The organism is Kribbella pittospori (genome assembly GCF_004331465.1).
GTDB classification, from domain to species: domain Bacteria; phylum Actinomycetota; class Actinomycetes; order Propionibacteriales; family Kribbellaceae; genus Kribbella; species Kribbella pittospori.
This window is the reverse complement of record NZ_SJKB01000006.1, coordinates 36,126-52,392: the sequence shown is the minus strand read 5'-3', so window position 1 is coordinate 52,392 and position 16,267 is coordinate 36,126. Positions and strand designations below refer to the sequence as shown.

Annotated in this window: 15 protein-coding genes; 10 read left to right on the top strand and 5 right to left on the bottom strand. The window is 68.3% G+C overall.

Annotation, left to right across the window (positions count from 1 at the left end; all coding sequences use genetic code 11):
* The first annotated feature begins 89 nt into the window (after positions 1-89).
* From E0H73_RS19690 to egtD, 4 genes are read left to right on the top strand one after another with little or no spacing between them, the layout of a single operon-like run.
* Positions 90-1,316, top strand: a complete 1,227-nt coding sequence (locus tag E0H73_RS19690) for a glutamate-cysteine ligase family protein (RefSeq protein WP_131358349.1) — start codon at positions 90-92, stop codon at positions 1,314-1,316.
* On the top strand, positions 1,313-2,650 hold the full coding sequence (gene egtB / locus E0H73_RS19685) for an ergothioneine biosynthesis protein EgtB (RefSeq protein ID WP_131358346.1): 1,338 nt from the start codon (positions 1,313-1,315) through the stop codon (positions 2,648-2,650). Before E0H73_RS19690 ends, egtB begins: the two co-directional genes overlap by 4 nt.
* Positions 2,650-3,390 carry an ergothioneine biosynthesis protein EgtC gene (egtC, locus tag E0H73_RS19680; protein WP_131358343.1) on the top strand — a complete coding sequence of 247 codons (741 nt, stop codon included), beginning with the start codon at positions 2,650-2,652 and terminating at the stop codon, positions 3,388-3,390. Before egtB ends, egtC begins: the two co-directional genes overlap by 1 nt.
* Complete coding sequence (gene egtD, locus E0H73_RS19675; RefSeq protein WP_131358340.1) at positions 3,387-4,352, top strand: L-histidine N(alpha)-methyltransferase; 966 nt, start codon at positions 3,387-3,389, stop codon at positions 4,350-4,352. Before egtC ends, egtD begins: the two co-directional genes overlap by 4 nt.
* Positions 4,353-4,354: 2 nt before the next feature.
* Here the strand turns inward: egtD and E0H73_RS19670 are convergent, their stop codons facing one another.
* The 3 genes from E0H73_RS19670 to E0H73_RS19660 are packed head-to-tail and all read right to left on the bottom strand — an operon-like array spanning position 4,355 to position 7,464.
* The gene (locus E0H73_RS19670; RefSeq protein WP_238164105.1) at positions 4,355-5,656 is read right to left on the bottom strand and encodes an ABC transporter substrate-binding protein; all 1,302 of its coding nucleotides are present in this window, start codon (positions 5,654-5,656) and stop codon (positions 4,355-4,357) included.
* Between the two features lie 13 nt (positions 5,657-5,669).
* Positions 5,670-6,581 (bottom strand): carbohydrate ABC transporter permease, encoded by a 912-nt coding sequence (locus E0H73_RS19665; protein WP_238164104.1) that lies wholly within the window; start codon positions 6,579-6,581, stop codon positions 5,670-5,672.
* Positions 6,562-7,464, bottom strand: coding sequence for a carbohydrate ABC transporter permease (locus tag E0H73_RS19660; protein ID WP_202867475.1), 903 nt, complete (start codon positions 7,462-7,464; stop codon positions 6,562-6,564). The genes E0H73_RS19665 and E0H73_RS19660 overlap by 20 nt, the downstream gene beginning before the upstream one ends.
* Positions 7,465-7,597: 133 nt before the next feature.
* Here E0H73_RS19660 and E0H73_RS19655 point away from each other — a divergent pair, with 133 nt between their 5' ends.
* A complete protein-coding gene (locus E0H73_RS19655; RefSeq protein ID WP_238164103.1) occupies positions 7,598-8,644 on the top strand; it encodes a LacI family DNA-binding transcriptional regulator in 1,047 nt (348 codons plus the stop codon).
* Positions 8,645-8,672: 28 nt separating this feature from the next.
* A complete protein-coding gene (locus E0H73_RS19650) occupies positions 8,673-9,413 on the top strand; it encodes an alpha/beta fold hydrolase (protein WP_131358337.1) in 741 nt (246 codons plus the stop codon).
* 37 nt (positions 9,414-9,450) lie between these two features.
* On the opposite strand, the gene E0H73_RS19645 is transcribed toward E0H73_RS19650, so the two are convergent.
* A complete protein-coding gene (locus tag E0H73_RS19645) occupies positions 9,451-10,146 on the bottom strand; it encodes a CHAP domain-containing protein (protein WP_131358334.1) in 696 nt (231 codons plus the stop codon).
* 108 nt (positions 10,147-10,254) lie between these two features.
* On the opposite strand from E0H73_RS19645, the gene E0H73_RS19640 reads away from it, so the two are divergent.
* On the top strand, positions 10,255-10,938 hold the full coding sequence (locus tag E0H73_RS19640) for an NBR1-Ig-like domain-containing protein (protein WP_131358331.1): 684 nt from the start codon (positions 10,255-10,257) through the stop codon (positions 10,936-10,938).
* A gap of 110 nt (positions 10,939-11,048) precedes the next feature.
* On the top strand, positions 11,049-12,908 hold the full coding sequence (locus E0H73_RS19635) for an alpha/beta fold hydrolase (RefSeq protein ID WP_131358328.1): 1,860 nt from the start codon (positions 11,049-11,051) through the stop codon (positions 12,906-12,908).
* A 63-nt stretch (positions 12,909-12,971) separates the two neighbouring features.
* Here the strand turns inward: E0H73_RS19635 and E0H73_RS19630 are convergent, their stop codons facing one another.
* Positions 12,972-13,481, bottom strand: coding sequence for a GbsR/MarR family transcriptional regulator (locus E0H73_RS19630; RefSeq protein ID WP_131358325.1), 510 nt, complete (start codon positions 13,479-13,481; stop codon positions 12,972-12,974).
* A 97-nt stretch (positions 13,482-13,578) separates the two neighbouring features.
* Here E0H73_RS19630 and E0H73_RS19625 point away from each other — a divergent pair, with 97 nt between their 5' ends.
* Positions 13,579-14,493, top strand: coding sequence for an ABC transporter ATP-binding protein (locus tag E0H73_RS19625; protein ID WP_131358322.1), 915 nt, complete (start codon positions 13,579-13,581; stop codon positions 14,491-14,493).
* Positions 14,490-16,088 carry an ABC transporter permease gene (locus E0H73_RS19620; RefSeq protein WP_131358319.1) on the top strand — a complete coding sequence of 533 codons (1,599 nt, stop codon included), beginning with the start codon at positions 14,490-14,492 and terminating at the stop codon, positions 16,086-16,088. The genes E0H73_RS19625 and E0H73_RS19620 overlap by 4 nt, the downstream gene beginning before the upstream one ends.
* Positions 16,089-16,267 lie beyond the last annotated feature (179 nt).

Below are 16,267 nucleotides of genomic sequence, written 5' to 3'. Positions count from 1 at the left end.
GAGCATGACTCGAGAAGCGCTGCAGGCGTCACCGACGGGTAACCCGCCGTCGGTTGTCCGGCCGCAGGTCCGGCGTTAGGTTCGCTGACGTGACCTCGCCCGGTGGTACTCCGGCGACGACTCCGATCGGCTCCCGGGCCGAAGCGGAGGGGTTCGTCGCGATGGTCTGTTTCAAGCACGGTCCGCCGCAGTTGCACGGCGTCGAACTCGAATGGACTGTGCACCATGCGGAAGATCCGCGCCGGCCCCTCGACGCCGACCGATTACGCACCGCCCTGGGCGTGCACGCGCCCGCGACCCTGGTCCCCGGCAGCCCGCAACTGCCGCTCGGCCGGGGCGCTCTGGTCACTGTGGAGCCTGGTGGCCAAGTCGAGATCTCGTGTCCCGCCGCGACCTCGGTCGCCGGGCTGATCGACGACACCGCCGCCGACGCGGCCGAGCTCACGGCTCTCCTTCGCACCGCGGACCTCGTTCCGGGCGACCACGGCCTGGACGCCTACCGCAGTCCCCGCCGCATCCTCACCGTCCCGCGCTACGCGGCGATGGAACGCGCCTTCCAACGCCTCGGGCCACACGGCCCCCGGATGATGTGCAGCACCGCCGGTCTGCAGATCTGCCTCGACGCCGGCGAAGCGGATCAGACCGCTCTGCGCTGGCGCGCCCTGCACGATCTCGGTCCGGCGCTGGTCGCGCTGTTCGCCAACTCCCGCCGCCGCGCCGGCAGCGACACCGGTTGGGCGTCGGCGCGGACCGAGGCCACCTTCGGCACCTACGCCCCGTTCACCGAGCCGCCATCGCTCAACGGCGACCCGGCTGCCGCGTGGGCGCGCTTGGCGATGGAGGCGCCGGTGCTGTGCTTCCGCCGGGGCGACCGCTGGGATGCACCCCGCGGGCTGACCTTCGGCGCCTGGGCGGAGGGCGAGTTGCCCGGCGACAGACCGACGTACGACGACCTTGCGTATCACTTGTCCACGCTGTTCCCGCCGGTCCGGGCGCGTGGGTATCTGGAGGTGCGCTACCTCGACGCGCAGCCGGGTGACGGGTGGATCGCCCCGACCCTGCTGCTCACCGCACTGATGGCCGACCCGGCCGTGCTCGACGACGTACTCGCTGCTGCCGAGCCGGCTGCGGGGCGCTGGATCGAGGCGGCCCGGGAAGGGCTGGAGGACAAGCTGGTCCGGCAGGCCGCGGAGGACGTGGTCGAGTTGGGAGCCAGGGTGCTGGACCGCACCGGTGCGGACACCGAACTCATCGATGAAGTCGCGACCCGGCTCCATCGCATCGTCGACGAAACCCACGGAAGGCGAGCTTCATGAATCACCAACTGTCCGAACTGTCTCCCGAGGGCTTGCGCGCGTTCGTCGCCGAGCAGCTCGAGCAGTCCCGGGCGCGGACTGTCCAGCTGACCGACGCCGTCGACACCGATGACCTGGTCAAGCAGCACTCCCGACTGATGTCGCCGCTGGTCTGGGACTACGCGCACGTCGGCAACCAGGAGGAGCTCTGGCTGGTCCGGGACGTCGGCGGCCGCGAGCCGCTGCGGCAGGACATCGACGAGCTGTACGACGCGTTCATGCACCCGCGCGCGGACCGCCCGACACTGCCGCTGCTCGGCCCGGCCGAGACCCGGTCGTACGTGACCGAGGTGCGGGACAAGGTGATGGACGTGCTGGATCACGTGAAGTTCGACGGCGGGCGTGAGCTGGTCGACAACGCGTTCGCCTTCGGGATGATCGCGCAGCACGAGCAGCAGCACGACGAGACGATGCTCGCGACACACCAGCTCCGCATCGGGGTCCCGGTGCTCGACGCACCGCCGTCACCGACCGGGCGTCGTCTGGCCGCGCCTGAGGTGCTGGTGCCCGGCGGAGTCTTCGAGATGGGTACGTCGGTCGAGCCGTGGGCGCTCGACAACGAGCGACCGGCGCACGCCGTCCACGTGGCGCCGTACGTGATCGACACCGCGCCGGTGACGAACGAGGACTACCTGCGGTTCGTGATCGGCGGCGGCTACCAGGATCCGCAGTGGTGGTCCGAAGCCGGTTGGGCCCATGTGCAGAAGGCGTCGCTGGTCGCACCGCGGTTCTGGGAGCAGATCGACGGCGTGTGGTGGCGGACGAGGTTCGGCAACCGTGAGCTGTTGCCGCTGCACGAGCCAGTGATGCACGTCTGCTTCTACGAGGCCGAGGCGTACGCGAAGTGGGCCGGGAAGCGGCTGCCGACCGAGGAGGAGTGGGAGTTCGCAGCCCGGTTCGATCCGGCGACCGGGCGGACCCGGCGCTTCCCGTGGGGTGACGACAGCCCCGGTCCGCAGCACGCGAACCTCGGGCAGCGCCACCTCGCGCCGGCGCCGGTCGGTGCGTATCCGGCGGGCGCGTCACCGCTGGGTGTCGAGCAGCTGATCGGTGACGTCTGGGAGTGGACGTCCAGCGACTTCCGGCCGTACCCGGGCTTCCGCGCCTGGCCGTACGACGAGTACTCGCTGGTCTTCTTCGGGCCGGACTACAAGGTGCTCCGCGGTGGATCCTTCGGCACCGACGAGGTCGTTGCCCGAAGCACCTTCCGGAACTGGGACTACCCGATCCGGCGCCAGATCTTCGCCGGCTTCCGGTGCGCCCGCGACCCCCGGCCCGAGGAGCTGCACGGCTGATGTGCCGCCACCTGGCCTACCTCGGCCCGCCGGTCACGCTGGCCTCCCTGGTCCTCGACCCCGACCACTCGCTCTACGAACAAAGCTGGTCCCCGCACGACATGCGCGGAGGCGGCACGGTGAACGCCGACGGCTTCGGCCTCGGCTGGTACGTCGACGGCCGACCGGTGCGCTACCGACGGAACGTGCCGATCTGGACCGACGAGAATCTGCCCGGGCTGGCCGGCTCGATCCGATCCGGCGCCATCCTGGCCGCTGTCCGTGACGGGACCGTGGGCATGCCGTACGGCGAAGCCGTCGTCGCGCCGTTCCAGACCGGGGACTGGCTGTTCAGCCACAACGGTCGGGTCCCGGGGTGGCCTGAGTCGACCCTCAAACTGGCCGAGACACTCCCGGTCGCCGACCTGCTCCGGCTGGAGGCGCCGGTCGACTCCCAGCTGCTCTGGGCACTCATCGCGAACCGCTTGAAGGATGTGCCGGCGGCGGAGGCGGTCGCTTCCGTCGTACAGGACGTCGAGGCGGTGGCGCCCGGATCGCGACTGAATGTGCTGCTGACCGATGGCGAGCAGATCGTCGCCACGTCCTTGACGCATTCGCTCTGGGTGCAACACACCGCAGACTCCACCACGGTCGCCTCCGAGCGGTTCGGAGCCGGCGACTGGGACGAAGTACCGGACCGCTCGTTGCTCGTGGCCACCGCTACGACGCTGCGCATCACGCCGATGGAAGGACCACAGTGACCCCGATCGACGTACATCTGACCCCGGACTACGCCGGCCGCGCGCTGCGCGAGGACGTCCGGGCCGGGCTGACCGCCGACCCGAAGTGGCTGCCCCCGAAGTGGTTCTACGACGCCCGCGGCAGCGACCTGTTCGAGCAGATCACCCGGCTGCCGGAGTACTACCCGACCCGCGCCGAGCGCGAGATCCTGCAGGCTCGGTCCGGTGAGATCGCGGCCATCACCAAGGCACACACGCTGGTCGAGCTCGGATCCGGATCGTCGGAGAAGACCCGGCTGCTGCTCGACGGACTGCGCGACCGCGGCACGTTGACGACGTTCGTGCCGCTGGACGTGTCGGAGTCAGCGCTGCGGGACGCGGCGGACGCGATCAACGTGGACTACCCGGCGCTCGAGGTGCACGGCGTTGTCGGTGACTTCACCGCGCATCTCGACAAGCTGCCGGGCGACCCGCCGCGGATGGTCGCGTTCCTCGGCGGCACCATCGGCAACCTGCTGCCGAGCGAGCGCGCGACGTTCTACGCCTCCATCCGCGAAGTGCTCGAGCCAGGGGAGTGGCTGCTGCTCGGCACCGACCTGGTGAAGGATCCGGCCACGCTGGTTGCGGCGTACGACGACAGTGCGGGCGTCACCGCGGAGTTCAACCGGAACGTACTGCGGGTGATCAACCGGCAGCTGGGTGCGGACTTCGACGTGGAGGCGTTCAGCCACGTGGCGATCTGGGATGCCGAGAACGAGTGGATCGAGATGCGTCTCCGGGCCGACCGTGCGATGCGCGTGCTGATCCCGGAGGTCCACCTCGAGGTCGACTTCGCCGAGGGAGAGGTGCTGCACACCGAGATCTCCGCGAAGTTCCACCGCCCCGGTGTCGAGGCCGAGCTGGACACAGCGGGCTTCGCGTCGGCCGCGTGGTGGACCGACTCCGAAGCCCGCTTCGCCCTCTCCCTCTGGCAGGCCGTCTGACGTCAGCCGGCCGACTTGATCAGTCCGTTGATCTTGTCGATGTAGGCCGGCAGTTCGGACACCGGCTTCTTGCCGCTGAGGATCGGCTGGTAGTTCGCCGTGGTGAGGTCGCCGACCTGCTGCGCCCACTGCGTGGTGAACCGGACGCCGACCGTCTTCTCAGCAGCCAGGTCGGCCTTCACCGTGTCGACGACTGTCGGCTGCTGCGCCTTGGTCAGTGCGTCGAAGTAGCTGGTCTGCGCCGGGGTGTACGCCGGCGGCGCGACTGGAGAAGCCGGCAGTACGGCGTCCCACACCTTGGTGTTGATGTACTCCAGCACCTTGAACGTCGCGTCCTGGTTCTTCGTGTACTGCGGCGTGCAGATGCCGACCGAGTCGTAGAGGGTCGCCGGGGTGTCGACCTGCGGGAACGGAGCGAACCCGTACTTCACCTTCGGCTTGTCGGTCTGGAACCCGGCGGCCAGCCACTGCCCGCCGAACATCATCGGCACCTTGCCGGCGGAGAACAGCGACTGCACGTTCGCGGCGTCGTACCCGGGCGGAGAGACCGAGCCGCTCTTGATCGCGTCGACGAGCGTCTGCACACCCTCGGTGAACTTGGCGTCCGCCTCGGCCTTGGTCGGGTGGTTCACGTTGTCGGTGAACGGTGCGCCACCGGCCGAGACGGAGTACATGCTCATCGTGAACGGGCCGTCCAGAGAGGTGAGCTGGTCGGCCACGAGCCCGTACTTCGCGCCGTTCTTGTTGGCCAGCTTCGCGGCGGCGGCGTACATCTCGTCCCAGGTCCAGCCGGCCTTCGGCACCGGTACGCCGGCGGCGGTGAAGGCGTCGGCGTTGTACCAGACGCCGTACGTGTTCATCAGCGACGGCAGGCCGCCCATCTGGCCGTCGGCGGTCTTCCAGTTCTCCATCGCGGACGGGACGAACTTGTCGGCCTTGAAGTCGCCGTCGCCGTCCTTGATCTTGCCGGTCCAGTCGACCAGCAGGCCCTGCGAGGTGTACTGCTGCTCGGTGTCGTTGCCGCACCAGAACAGGTCCGGCAGCTTCTTCGCCTGGGTCAGCGAGGCCAGCTTGTCGCCGAAGTTGCCGGCCGGGGTGTCGAGCAACTGGACGGTGATGTTGTCGTCCTTGAAGTCGGCCAAGGCCTTCTTGATCGCGGCGTTGGTCTGGGCCGACTCCCACGTCATCACGGTCACGGTGACCGGTCCGTCGCTCGACCCGCCGCCGGAGTCCGATCCGCTGCAGGCCGTTGCCGTCAGCAACCCTGCACAGGCCAGGGTGGTTACCAGGAAGGTGCGTTTCACAGGAGGATCCCCTCTATTTCTGGGTCGTGCTGCCGAGCGAGCCGAGGCCCTGGATGAAGTAGCGCTGCGCGGCGAAGAAGACGATCAGTGGCGGCAGCATGTAGAGCAGGTTGGTGGCCATGTAGTAGCTCCAGTCCGGCGTCTTCCCGGCGAACGGCGAGATGAACGACGCCATCCCGACCGACAGCGGCCACTTGTTCGACGAGTACAGGTAGACCAGCGGGTTGAGGAAGTCGTTCCAGGACGCCTGGAAGGCCAGGATCGCCATCGTGATCCAGGCCGGCCGGGTCAGCGGGAGCATCACACTGGTGAAGATCCGGAAGTGCCCGGCGCCGTCGATCTTGGCCGCCTCGTCGATGGAGTACGGGATGGCCAGGAAGTACTGCCGGGCCAGGAAGATGAACAACGGGTTCCCGCCCAGGAAGGCCGGCACGATCAGCGGCAGCCAGGTGTCGTACCAGCCGATGCTCTTGTACAGCTGGAACAACGGGATCAGCCCGACCACACCGGGCAGCAGCATGCTCCCGACGAACAGGTAGAACCACACCTTGCGGCCCGGGAAGCGCAGCCGGGCCAGCGCGTAGCCGGCCATCATCGCGGTCATCACGCCACCGAGCACGCTGAGCGCGGTGATGATGGTCGAGTTCAGCAGCAGCCGCGGGAAGTGGATCGCCTCCGGCCCGTTGACGAAGTTGCTCCAGGTGAACTCGTGTGGCAGCAGCTTCGGCGGGATGTCGAACACCGCGGTCCGGCTCTTCAGGCCGATGGTGATCATCCACAGCAGCGGGACGACCATCACCGCGCTGATGAACAACGCGACGACGTACCACGACGTCGTACCGATCAGGCGGGGTTTCTTGGGAGAGCTCGCGGTCCGGGCGGTCAGGACCGTGCCCTCGGCGGCTTCAGTCGGGAGTGTTGTCACTGTAGGTCCAGAGCGAGGAGAACTTCGCGGTCAGGGCGATCACGGCGATGATGAGTACGAACAGCACCCACACCTGCGCCGACGCGTAGCCGAGCTGTGGGATCTGGCCGAGGTTGGGGAAGCCGTTCTTGTAGATCGACAGCATCAGCACGTTGGTGCTGAAACCGGGTCCGCCGTTGGTGAGGATCTTCGGCTGGTTGAACGTCTGCAGCGCGGCCGTGGTCTGCAGGATCACCTGCAGCAACATGATCGGGCTGATCATCGGCATGGTGATCCGGAAGAACACCGACCACGACCCGGCGCCGTCCACCCGGGCCGCCTCGTACAACTCGTTCGGCACGGCCTGCAATGCGGCCAGGAAGATGATCATCGTGCCGCCGACACCCCACAGCATCACCAGCACCACCGCGGGCATCGACATGCTCGGGCTCTGCAACCACAGACTGGTCGGCAGGCCCAGCCGGTCCAGGATCGTGTTCAGCAGGCCGACCTGCGGATCCAGGATGAACTTCCACAACGTGATCGTGGCGATCGCCGGGAGTACGACGGGCAGGTAGGCGAGCGTCCGTACGACGCGCACCCCGGCGAACCGCTGGTTGCAGAACATCGCCAGCGCCAGCCCGAGGACCAGCGACAACGGCACGTAGAGCAGCACCAGATACCCGGTCGCACGTAGCGACGGCCAGAACGCCGGGTCGACCGTGAACAACCGGCGGAAGTTGCCCAGGCCAACGAAGATCGGGTCGGTCAGGCCGTTGTACTTGGTCAGGGCGAGGTAGAACGAGCGGACCAGCGGATACACCACGAAGACCGTGAACCCGAGGATCGCCGGTGCGATGAACAGGTACGCCGCCTTGACGTCGGACCCGGCGTTGCGACTCATACCACCGCGCGAGGCCCGGCTCACTCTCGCCTCGCTGAGCTCGCGGAAGGACTCATTCGGCCTCCTGGACGGTAACGTTTCCAAGACTTACTGTTGGGTGACGATGCCGTGTCGTGAACAGGAAGTCAACACCGTGCCCGAAACGTTTCCACCGCCCGAGGCCGCCCGGCCGACGATGATCGACGTCGCCCGCCGGGCGGGTGTCGGCCTGGGCACCGTGTCCCGGGTGGTCAACGGCGGGCACGGGGTGCGGGACGAGACCGCGCAGCGGGTCCGGAAGGCGATCGACGAGCTCGGCTTCCAGCGCAACGAGGTCGCCCGGGCGCTCCGGCCGGGGAAGAAGTCGTCGAGCCTCGCGCTGGTGCTGGGCGACCTGACCAACCCGTTCTTCGCGAGTATCGCCAAGGCGTCGCTCGAGGTCGCGGGACAGTCCGGCTTCGCGGTCGTACTGGGCAGCGTCGACGAGGATCCGGAGGGGGAGAAGCGAGCGATCCAGGAGTTGGTCAGCCGCCAGGTCGCGGGGCTGATGATCGTGCCGGATCAGGGCGACCACTCGTTCCTGGCCGGCGCCGGCGTACCGGTGGTGTTCGTCGACCGGCCGGCCACCGGGCTCGATGCCGACATCGTGATGGTAGACAACGAGGGCGGCGGCCGGCTTGCCGCCGCACACCTGCTGGCGCAGGGGCATCGGCGGATCGCGATTCTGCTCGCGCCGTCGTACTACACGACCGGCCGACGGTTGCGGGGTTATCGGCGGGCGCACCGCGAGGTCGACGCCACCGTGGACGAGTCACTCGTCATCCAGTTGCCCGAGGGCAACGCCGAGGCCGCCGAGAAGGCGACCCGCGAGGTGATGCTCCGCGCCGATCCACCGACCGCGATCTTTGCCTCGACCAACTTCCTCACCGAGGGCGTACTGCGAGCCCTGCGCGAGCTCGGCCGGGAGCCGGCCGTGGTCGGCTTCGACGACTTCCGGTTGGCGGACATGCTGCCGACGCCGGTGACGGTCGTTGCCTCCGACATCGCCGAGCTCGGCCGGAGCGCGGCCCGGCTGCTGCTCGACCGCGCCTCGGGCGCGGACCGTCGGCCACCCCAGCGGATCGTCTTGCCGTGTGCACTCATCCAGCGCGGTTCGGGCGAGCGCACACCGGATTCTGCCGGCAACAGAAAGCGTCGCTGACCTTCGGCGGCCCGACTAGGGTCGATGCATGTACTACGAGACCTTCGGCGAGGGCCGCCCGATCGTGTTCCTGCCCGGCTGGGGCGGGACCAACGGTGAGGACCGGGATCTGCATGAGCCGGTGTTCGAGGAGCATCCGGGATGGCGACGGATCTACGTCGACCCGCCCGGCACCGGCAAGACGCCGTCGGTCCCGTCGATCACCGACCAGGACGGCATGCTCGACGCCATCGCGGCCACGATCGACGACGTGGTCGGCGGCGAGAGGTTCGCGCTGGCCGGTACGTCGGCCGGTGGTCTGCACGCCCGCGGCCTGATCAAGCGCGACCCGGCCCGCGTCCTCGGATTGCTCCTGCGCGTCCCCGGCATCGTGGTCGACCGGACGAAGCGCACCCTGCCGACCGATGAGTTCCTGCTCCGCTCGGAGGCCTTCGTCGCCGCCTGGCAGGACAAGCAGGACCGGTACTACGACCCCGGCGAGCAGCAGGCCGACCTGGAGTTCCTGGGCCACATCCAGGGCGATGTCAGCAGGTACGCGCTGCGCGAGGACCCGGCGACCCGGTTCGAGCGGCCGACCCTGATCGTCACCGGTCGCCAGGACACGATGACCGGGTACGCCGATGCGTGGTCCGTCGTCGAGGACTATCCGCGCGCGACGTACGCCGTACTCGACCAGGAGGATCACGACCTTCCGGTCCGGCGGAACAGGCTGTACCAAGCGCTGGTGTCGGACTGGGTCGGGCGCATGGAGGAGCACCCGGACGCGTGAGGGGCGGGTCCGCGTCCGGGTGCTCGGGTGAGAAGGGTCAGAAGTTCGGCCAGGCCCAGCCGAGGTAGCTCGAGAAGTACGGCAGCTTCGCCAGGCCGATCTTGCCGTTGACGCTGGTGGCCCAGAAGTAGCCGTCGCCGCGGGCGACACCGACGTGTCCGTACGGCGCCGCGAGGTCCCAGAAGACCAGTGCGCCCTTCGGTGGGTTCAGGTCACCGCGATGCGCGACGCCGCGGGCGACGGCGTCGTTCCAGTCGATCTTGGCCGAGCCCCAGATCAGGTCCTTGCCGAAGGAGTTCTCGGCGGCCTTCTCGCAGTACCCCTGATAGGCGGTCGAGCCGTTGCGGGCGGCGTACCAGGCGATCGCCTTGTCCGCGCGGGGGTTGGTGGTGCACAGCGGTGCGACCAGGCCGGAGCTGCCGGTGTTCACGTAGGCGTCGGAGATGTAGCCCTTGCCGGGGACGTGGTCCCAGATCAGGCTGCGGCCGAACTTGCCGGTGACCGGCTCGCCGTAGAGCTGGCAGTCGATCTCGACCGCGCCGTTCGGCTGGGTGCCGACGGCGCCGAAGCTGACGGCGTTGCCGGACCGGATGGTCACGCCGAGGCCGCTGTCGGTGACGACGGTGCCGGTGGCGGCGCTGGCCGGCTGGACGCCGACGCTGAAGACTGCCGCTCCGCCGAGCAGGGCGGTGGCGGCGAGGCGGGCGGTGATGCGCAGAAGGGCGGTACGCATGGGCGGTGGTCCTTTTCGCTCGGAGAGTGGCGAACTGACACTGATTTACAGAGAATCAGAGGGTTACGGTGTTGTCGCAGTGGGCAACGATCGACCGGGGAGTGCGGTGTGAGGCCAGCCCAGGCTCGCTTTGTGATCGGCTGCCGGATGCGCGAGCTCCGGGAGGCCGCCGGCGTACCGCTGTCGCGGGCCGCCGTACTGTCCGGCTGGGACAAGGGCCATCTGTCCCGGGTCGAGCGTGGTCACACCAAACCCAGCCGCGAGCTGATCGAGTGGTACGACGCCTCGTTCGGCGCCGGTCAGGCCCTGGTGAACCAGCTGGTGGAGCTGGACGCCGCGGTCCGGGCCGGTCGGGATATGTCCCAGCGGGACATCCGGCGGCACGTCCAGCCGGTGCTGCTGGGTGGGTCGGTGCCGGTCGATCACCATCCGGAGGACCGGGCCGAGTTGGTGGGGGAGACGGTGCCGGATGGGACGCGGGTGTGCCGGGATCAGTCGTTCGAGAAGGCTTGGGAGATCCGGAACAGCGGCGAGCGGCCTTGGTTGGATCGTTGGCTGACCAGGCAGGGCGCCGCCGGGGCGCCGGGCTGGCTGCGATCACCCCAGCGCGAGCGGTTGCCGGACGCCGTACCGGGCGAGACCGTGACGGTGACGATGCGGTTGCAGGCGCCGTCCCAGGTCGGAGCGTCGACGGCGTACTTCAAGATCACCGATGACGCAGGGCGCCTGTACTACCCCGGACTGGAGTCACCACCGATGTATTGCACGATCTTCACTGTGTACGAGCTCTAGTGCTGCGCACTAGGGAATGCCCTTGACCTTGCGTTGACGGGTATTCAGAACCGCCCGGTCCGGCATACGTTGCTGTCTCCTGAACCCGCCCGGACAACAGGAGTTGCAGCGTGATCAGATTCCACAAGATCGCTCTGGCCCTCGCTGTGGCACTGGTCGTGCCCCAGCTGGCCATCAGCTCGGCCTCGGCAACCCGCCCGGCCCGGGGTCCGGTGGATCCGCCGGTCCCATCCATCCCGCAGAAGTACCTCGACCAGCAGATCCAGTGGTCGGTGTGCTCGTTCGATGCCGCGGTGAAGGCGTTGTACCCGCAGGCACCCACCACCAACTGCGCCAAGGTGACCGTCCCGATGGACTGGGCCCACCCGGACGCGCACCCCGACGTCCAGGTCGCCATCGCCTACAGCCAGGCCACCGGTACGTCCAAGGGCTTGATGACCACCAACCCCGGGGGACCGGGTGGCGCCGGGCTGACGTTGTCGGCCTCGCTGGCGATCGACAAGACCCAGCTCTTCACCGACTTCGACCTGCTCGGCTTCGACCCGCGCGGCTTCGGCCAGAGCACGCCGCTGCAGTGTCTGACCACGACCGACGCGCTGAACGCACTGCCGACCACGCCCGACTACAAGGAGCGCACCCGGCAGACTCACAAGACCGAGGTGGCCGAGGCGAAGCTGTTCGCCGAGGCGTGCTCGTCGACGGAGTTCAGCCAGTTCGTCAGCAGCCAGCAGACCGTGTACGACATGGAGTTCCTGCGGGCACTCTTCAAGGCGCGGCAGCTGAACCTGATCGGCTACAGCTACGGCACCTGGCTCGGCGGCTGGTACGCCGACACCTACCCGTCGCGGGTCGGCCGGTTCGTGATCGACTCGAACATGGACTGGACCCACACCCAGTGGGACAACGTGAACTTCGACCCGTTCTCGGGCCAGCGGCGGCGCGACACCCAGTTCTTCCCGTGGATCGCCCGGCACGCCGACCAGATCGAGGGGCTCGGGTCCACGCCGAAACAGGTGACGGCGAAGTACAACCAGGTCCGCGCCGATCTGGTCAAGCTGGTCAAGGCCGGCACCAGCAACGTCCGTGGTGACAACCTGGACGGGACGATCTACAGCACCATCTACGGCAACGTCCGGTTCATCCGGGCGACGGTCGACATCCTGGTGCACGACGAGTACGTCAAGGACCCGTCGGCGTCGGGTGAGATCGAGCTGCGGCACGTGGACAAGGCCTGGGCCCGGCTCTCCCCGGAGCTGCAGGCGTTCGACACCCTCGCCGCGATCCGGGCCCGCTACGGCGTGACGCCGGCCCCGGCGGGCACCGATTCGGCCGTGCCGGTCGACTCGACCCGGTCGATCCTGGCCGACGCCCGCGCGGCGGCGGCCAAGTCCTCCGGTGACGCCACCGTCAACCTCGGCCCGATCGGTACGACGGTCCGTTGCAACGACACCGCGTGGAACAAGGACCCGAACTTCTACCTGCGCGAGGCCGACCGGATGGCGAAGAAGTACACCTTCTTCGGCTACATGAACGGCGTACCGTTCTGTGCCTTCTGGCCGTACAAGCCGCAGGACCGCAAGCTCGACCTGACCGGCTCGCCACGGATCCTGATGATCCAGGGTGAGGTCGACCCGGCGACGGCGTACGAAGGTGCACTGCGCACCCACAAGGACACGTCTCGCGTGACCCGGTTCGTCGCCATCGACGACGAAGGCCAGCACGGCCAGTACGTCGGCTCCGCGTCGGCCTGCGCTGAGGCGATCGGTGACAGGTTCGTGTTCAACGGCGAACTGCCCGGCAAGGACCAGGTCTGCGGCACCAGCCCACTACCGGCCGAACTATCGGTCTACCCGGTCAACGGCCCGGTCGACGGCAACGCCGTCCACCTGCCCAACTCCAAGTCCCGCCACAACGTCAACCCACTACTCCAGCGAGCCCTCGACACGGTGGCCAACACCACCCTCCGGTAGCTCGGCCTTCGAAGGGCCTGGCGGACAACTGTCCGTCGGGCCCTTCGGTGCTTTCAGGTGCTTTCAGGTGCGAGGGCCGTACTGGGCGTCGAGGTCGGCGTCGATCTCGGCCTTGCGTTTGAACCAGCGTTCGCTGAGGCCTTTGACTTCTTCCTCGATGAAATCGATGAAGGCCAGGGAGGCGCGGACGCGGCGGTGGGCCGCGGTGCCTTCGCCGGCGGCGTCGAGGACATGGTGGAGCGAGTCCGACCAGCGGGCCAGCGCCTGGTCCTGGCTCATCATGCTCTGGTACCAGAAGTCGTCCTGGACGACGTACACGTCGCGTCTGCTGCCGGGCTCGCGCTCGCGGTTGGCGAGGCGGAGCTGGAGCAGGTAGTTGACCGCGCCGGAGACCGCGGCCGGACTGGCCTGCAGTTGGTCGGACAGTTCGGCCGCCGTCAAGCGGCCCTCCTCGCTGGACAGGATGGCGGCGAACACCCGGGCTGCCATCCGCGGCCAGCCCGTGTCGGCCAGCAGGTTGCCGAACTGTTCGGCGTACCGCCTGACGGCTTCGTCGTCTCGTTGTGCACTCACCGCCCCATCATCCCCTCTACGTAACCCAAAAACCTGACGCGTGAGAGACGCGTTAGTAAGATTCACAATCTTCTGAATGAAGTGTACGTTATGAATCATGACATCAGCCATTGTGGTCTCAGGACTGCACAAGTCGTATGGCAGTACGCACGCCCTCGACGGTCTCGACCTGGACGTCGCGACCGGTGAGGTGCACGGATTCCTCGGACCGAACGGCGCGGGGAAGTCCACGACCATCCGGGTGCTGCTCGGTCTGCTGCGCGGTGACGAGGGTGACGTCTCGCTGCTCGGGGGCGACCCGTGGCACGACGCGGCGAAGCTGCACCGGCGGCTGGCCTACGTCCCCGGTGACGTCAACCTGTGGCCGAACCTGACCGGCGGCGAGGTGATCGACCTGCTCGGCCGGCTCCGTGGCGGGCTGGACTCCAAGAAGCGGGACGACCTGCTGCGCCGGTTCGACCTCGACCCGACCAAGAAGGGCCGCACCTACTCCAAGGGCAACCGGCAGAAGGTCGCTCTGGTCGCGGCGCTCGCGTCGGACGTCGAGCTGCTGATCCTGGACGAGCCGACGTCCGGCCTGGACCCGCTGATGGAGGAGGTGTTCCGGCAGTGCATCGAGGAGGAGCGCCAGCACGACCGCACCGTGCTGCTGTCGAGCCACATCCTGTCCGAGGTCGAGGCTCTGTGTGACCGGATCAGCATCATCCGCCGCGGCAAGGTGGTCGAGACCGGCACGCTGTCCGATCTGCGGCACTTGACCCGTACGTCGATCCAGGCCGAGCTGGCCGGAGCGGTGAACGGTCTGGCCCAGCTGCCCGGCGTACATGACCTCGATGTCGAGGGCAACCGGGTCCGCTGCGAGGTCGACACCGCGCAGCTGGACGCGGTGATGCGGCAGCTGTCCGCGAGCGGGATCAAGAGCCTGGTCGCGCAGCCGCCGACGCTGGAGGAGCTCTTCCTGCGCCACTACGAGGACGACGTCGCCGCTGAGCCCGAGGCGGCCTTGCGATGAACGACTTCGTCGGCACCGGCACCCTGGTGCGGCTCGCGCTGCGCCGGGACCGGATCCTGATCCCGGTGTGGATCGTGGTGTTCGTGATCACGGCGGCCGGGTCCGCACAGGCGTCCATCGACCTCTACCCGGATGTCCAGTCCCGGATCGAGGCGGCGCGGACGTCGAACGCCTCGCCCGCCCTGGTGTCGCTGTACGGCCGGATCTTCGACGAGACCTCGCTCGGGGAGCTCTCGTTGTTCAAGCTGACCGCGTTCGGCGCCGTACTGGTGGGATTGCTCGCCGCGATGCTGGTGGTCCGGCACACCCGGACCGAGGAGGAGAACGGCCGGCTCGAGTTGCTGAGCGCCGGAGTCGTTGGTCGGTACGCCGCTCTGGCCGCTGCACTGATCGTGTCGTCGGGGACCGTCGTACTGATCGGGCTGCTGTCCGCGCTGGCGCTGATCGGCGTCGGTCTGCCGGCGTCCGGATCGTTGGCCTTCGGACTGCTGTGGGCGTCGGCCGGTCTGTCGTTCGCCGGTGTGGGAGCGCTGACCGCGCAGCTGACCGAGGGGGCCCGGACCGCCAATGGGTTCACCGGGATCGTCCTGGGCGTCTCGTACGTACTGCGGGCGATCGGTGACTCCTCGACCGACGGCAAGTCGGAGTGGGTGTCGTGGTTGTCGCCGATCGGCTGGTCGCAGCAGATCCGTGCGTACGCGGGCGACCGCTTCGTCGTCGTACTGCTGCCGCTGGTGTTCATGGCTTTGCTGGTGGCTTGCGCGATGGCGCTGATCCGGCGCCGCGATGTCGGCGCGGGCCTGGTGCGGCCGCGTCCGGGCCCGGCCACTGGTGCGCCGTCGCTGCGGTCGCCGCTGGCGCTGGCCTGGCGACTGCATCGGGGTTCCTTGTACGGCTGGGGTTTCGCGTTCCTGCTGCTCGGGCTGCTGGTCGGCAACATCGCCAGCAACGTGGACGGGTTCGTGACCAGCGACAGTGCCCGGGAGATGGTCGAGAAGCTCGGTGGCGTCAACGGCATCACCGACGCGTTCCTGGCCACCGAGATGGGGATGGTCGGTCTGCTCGCCTCGGCCTTCGGCATTCAGGCGGCGCTTCGGCTCCGGTCGGAGGAGACCGCGCTCCGGGCCGAGCCGTTGCTCGCGACTGGTGTCTCGCGGGCCCAGTGGGTCGGGAGTCACGTGCTGATGGCGCTGTTCGGTACCGCTGTGCTGATCTTGGTCGCAGGACTCGGGTCGGGCATCTCCAGTGGTGCTTCGCTGGGCAACATGGGCCGTCAGGTGCCCCGCATGCTCGCTGCGGCAGCTGTGCAGCTGCCAGCGATCTGGCTGGTCACCGGACTGGTCGTCGTACTGTTCGGGTTCGCTCCGAAGCTGGTCACCGGTGCATGGGTCCTGTTCGGCGTCTTCCTCCTGATCGGGCAGTTCGGCAGCATCTTCGACCTGCCGCAGTCGGTGATGAACCTCAGCCCGTACGGGCACACTCCGCGGCTGCCGGGCGGCGACTTCTCCGTCGCTCCGGTCATCTGGCTGACCGCGATCGCAGCAGGTCTGACCGGGGCAGGGTTCGCCAGCTTCCGCCGCCGGGACGTGGGCTGACCGTCCCAATGACTGCGCTGGTCTGAGGGGTCCAGCGCCGCCGACCCGCCCGGTGCCTCACCGGGCGGGCCGGTCTGTCAAGCGGCAACGTCAGATCTGCAGCTAGTTGCAGCGTTTTCCCCGTCCCGGACATCTCCCTGTTAGGCTCCGCCCGCTCGGGGTGGGCATTCTGGGGAGGA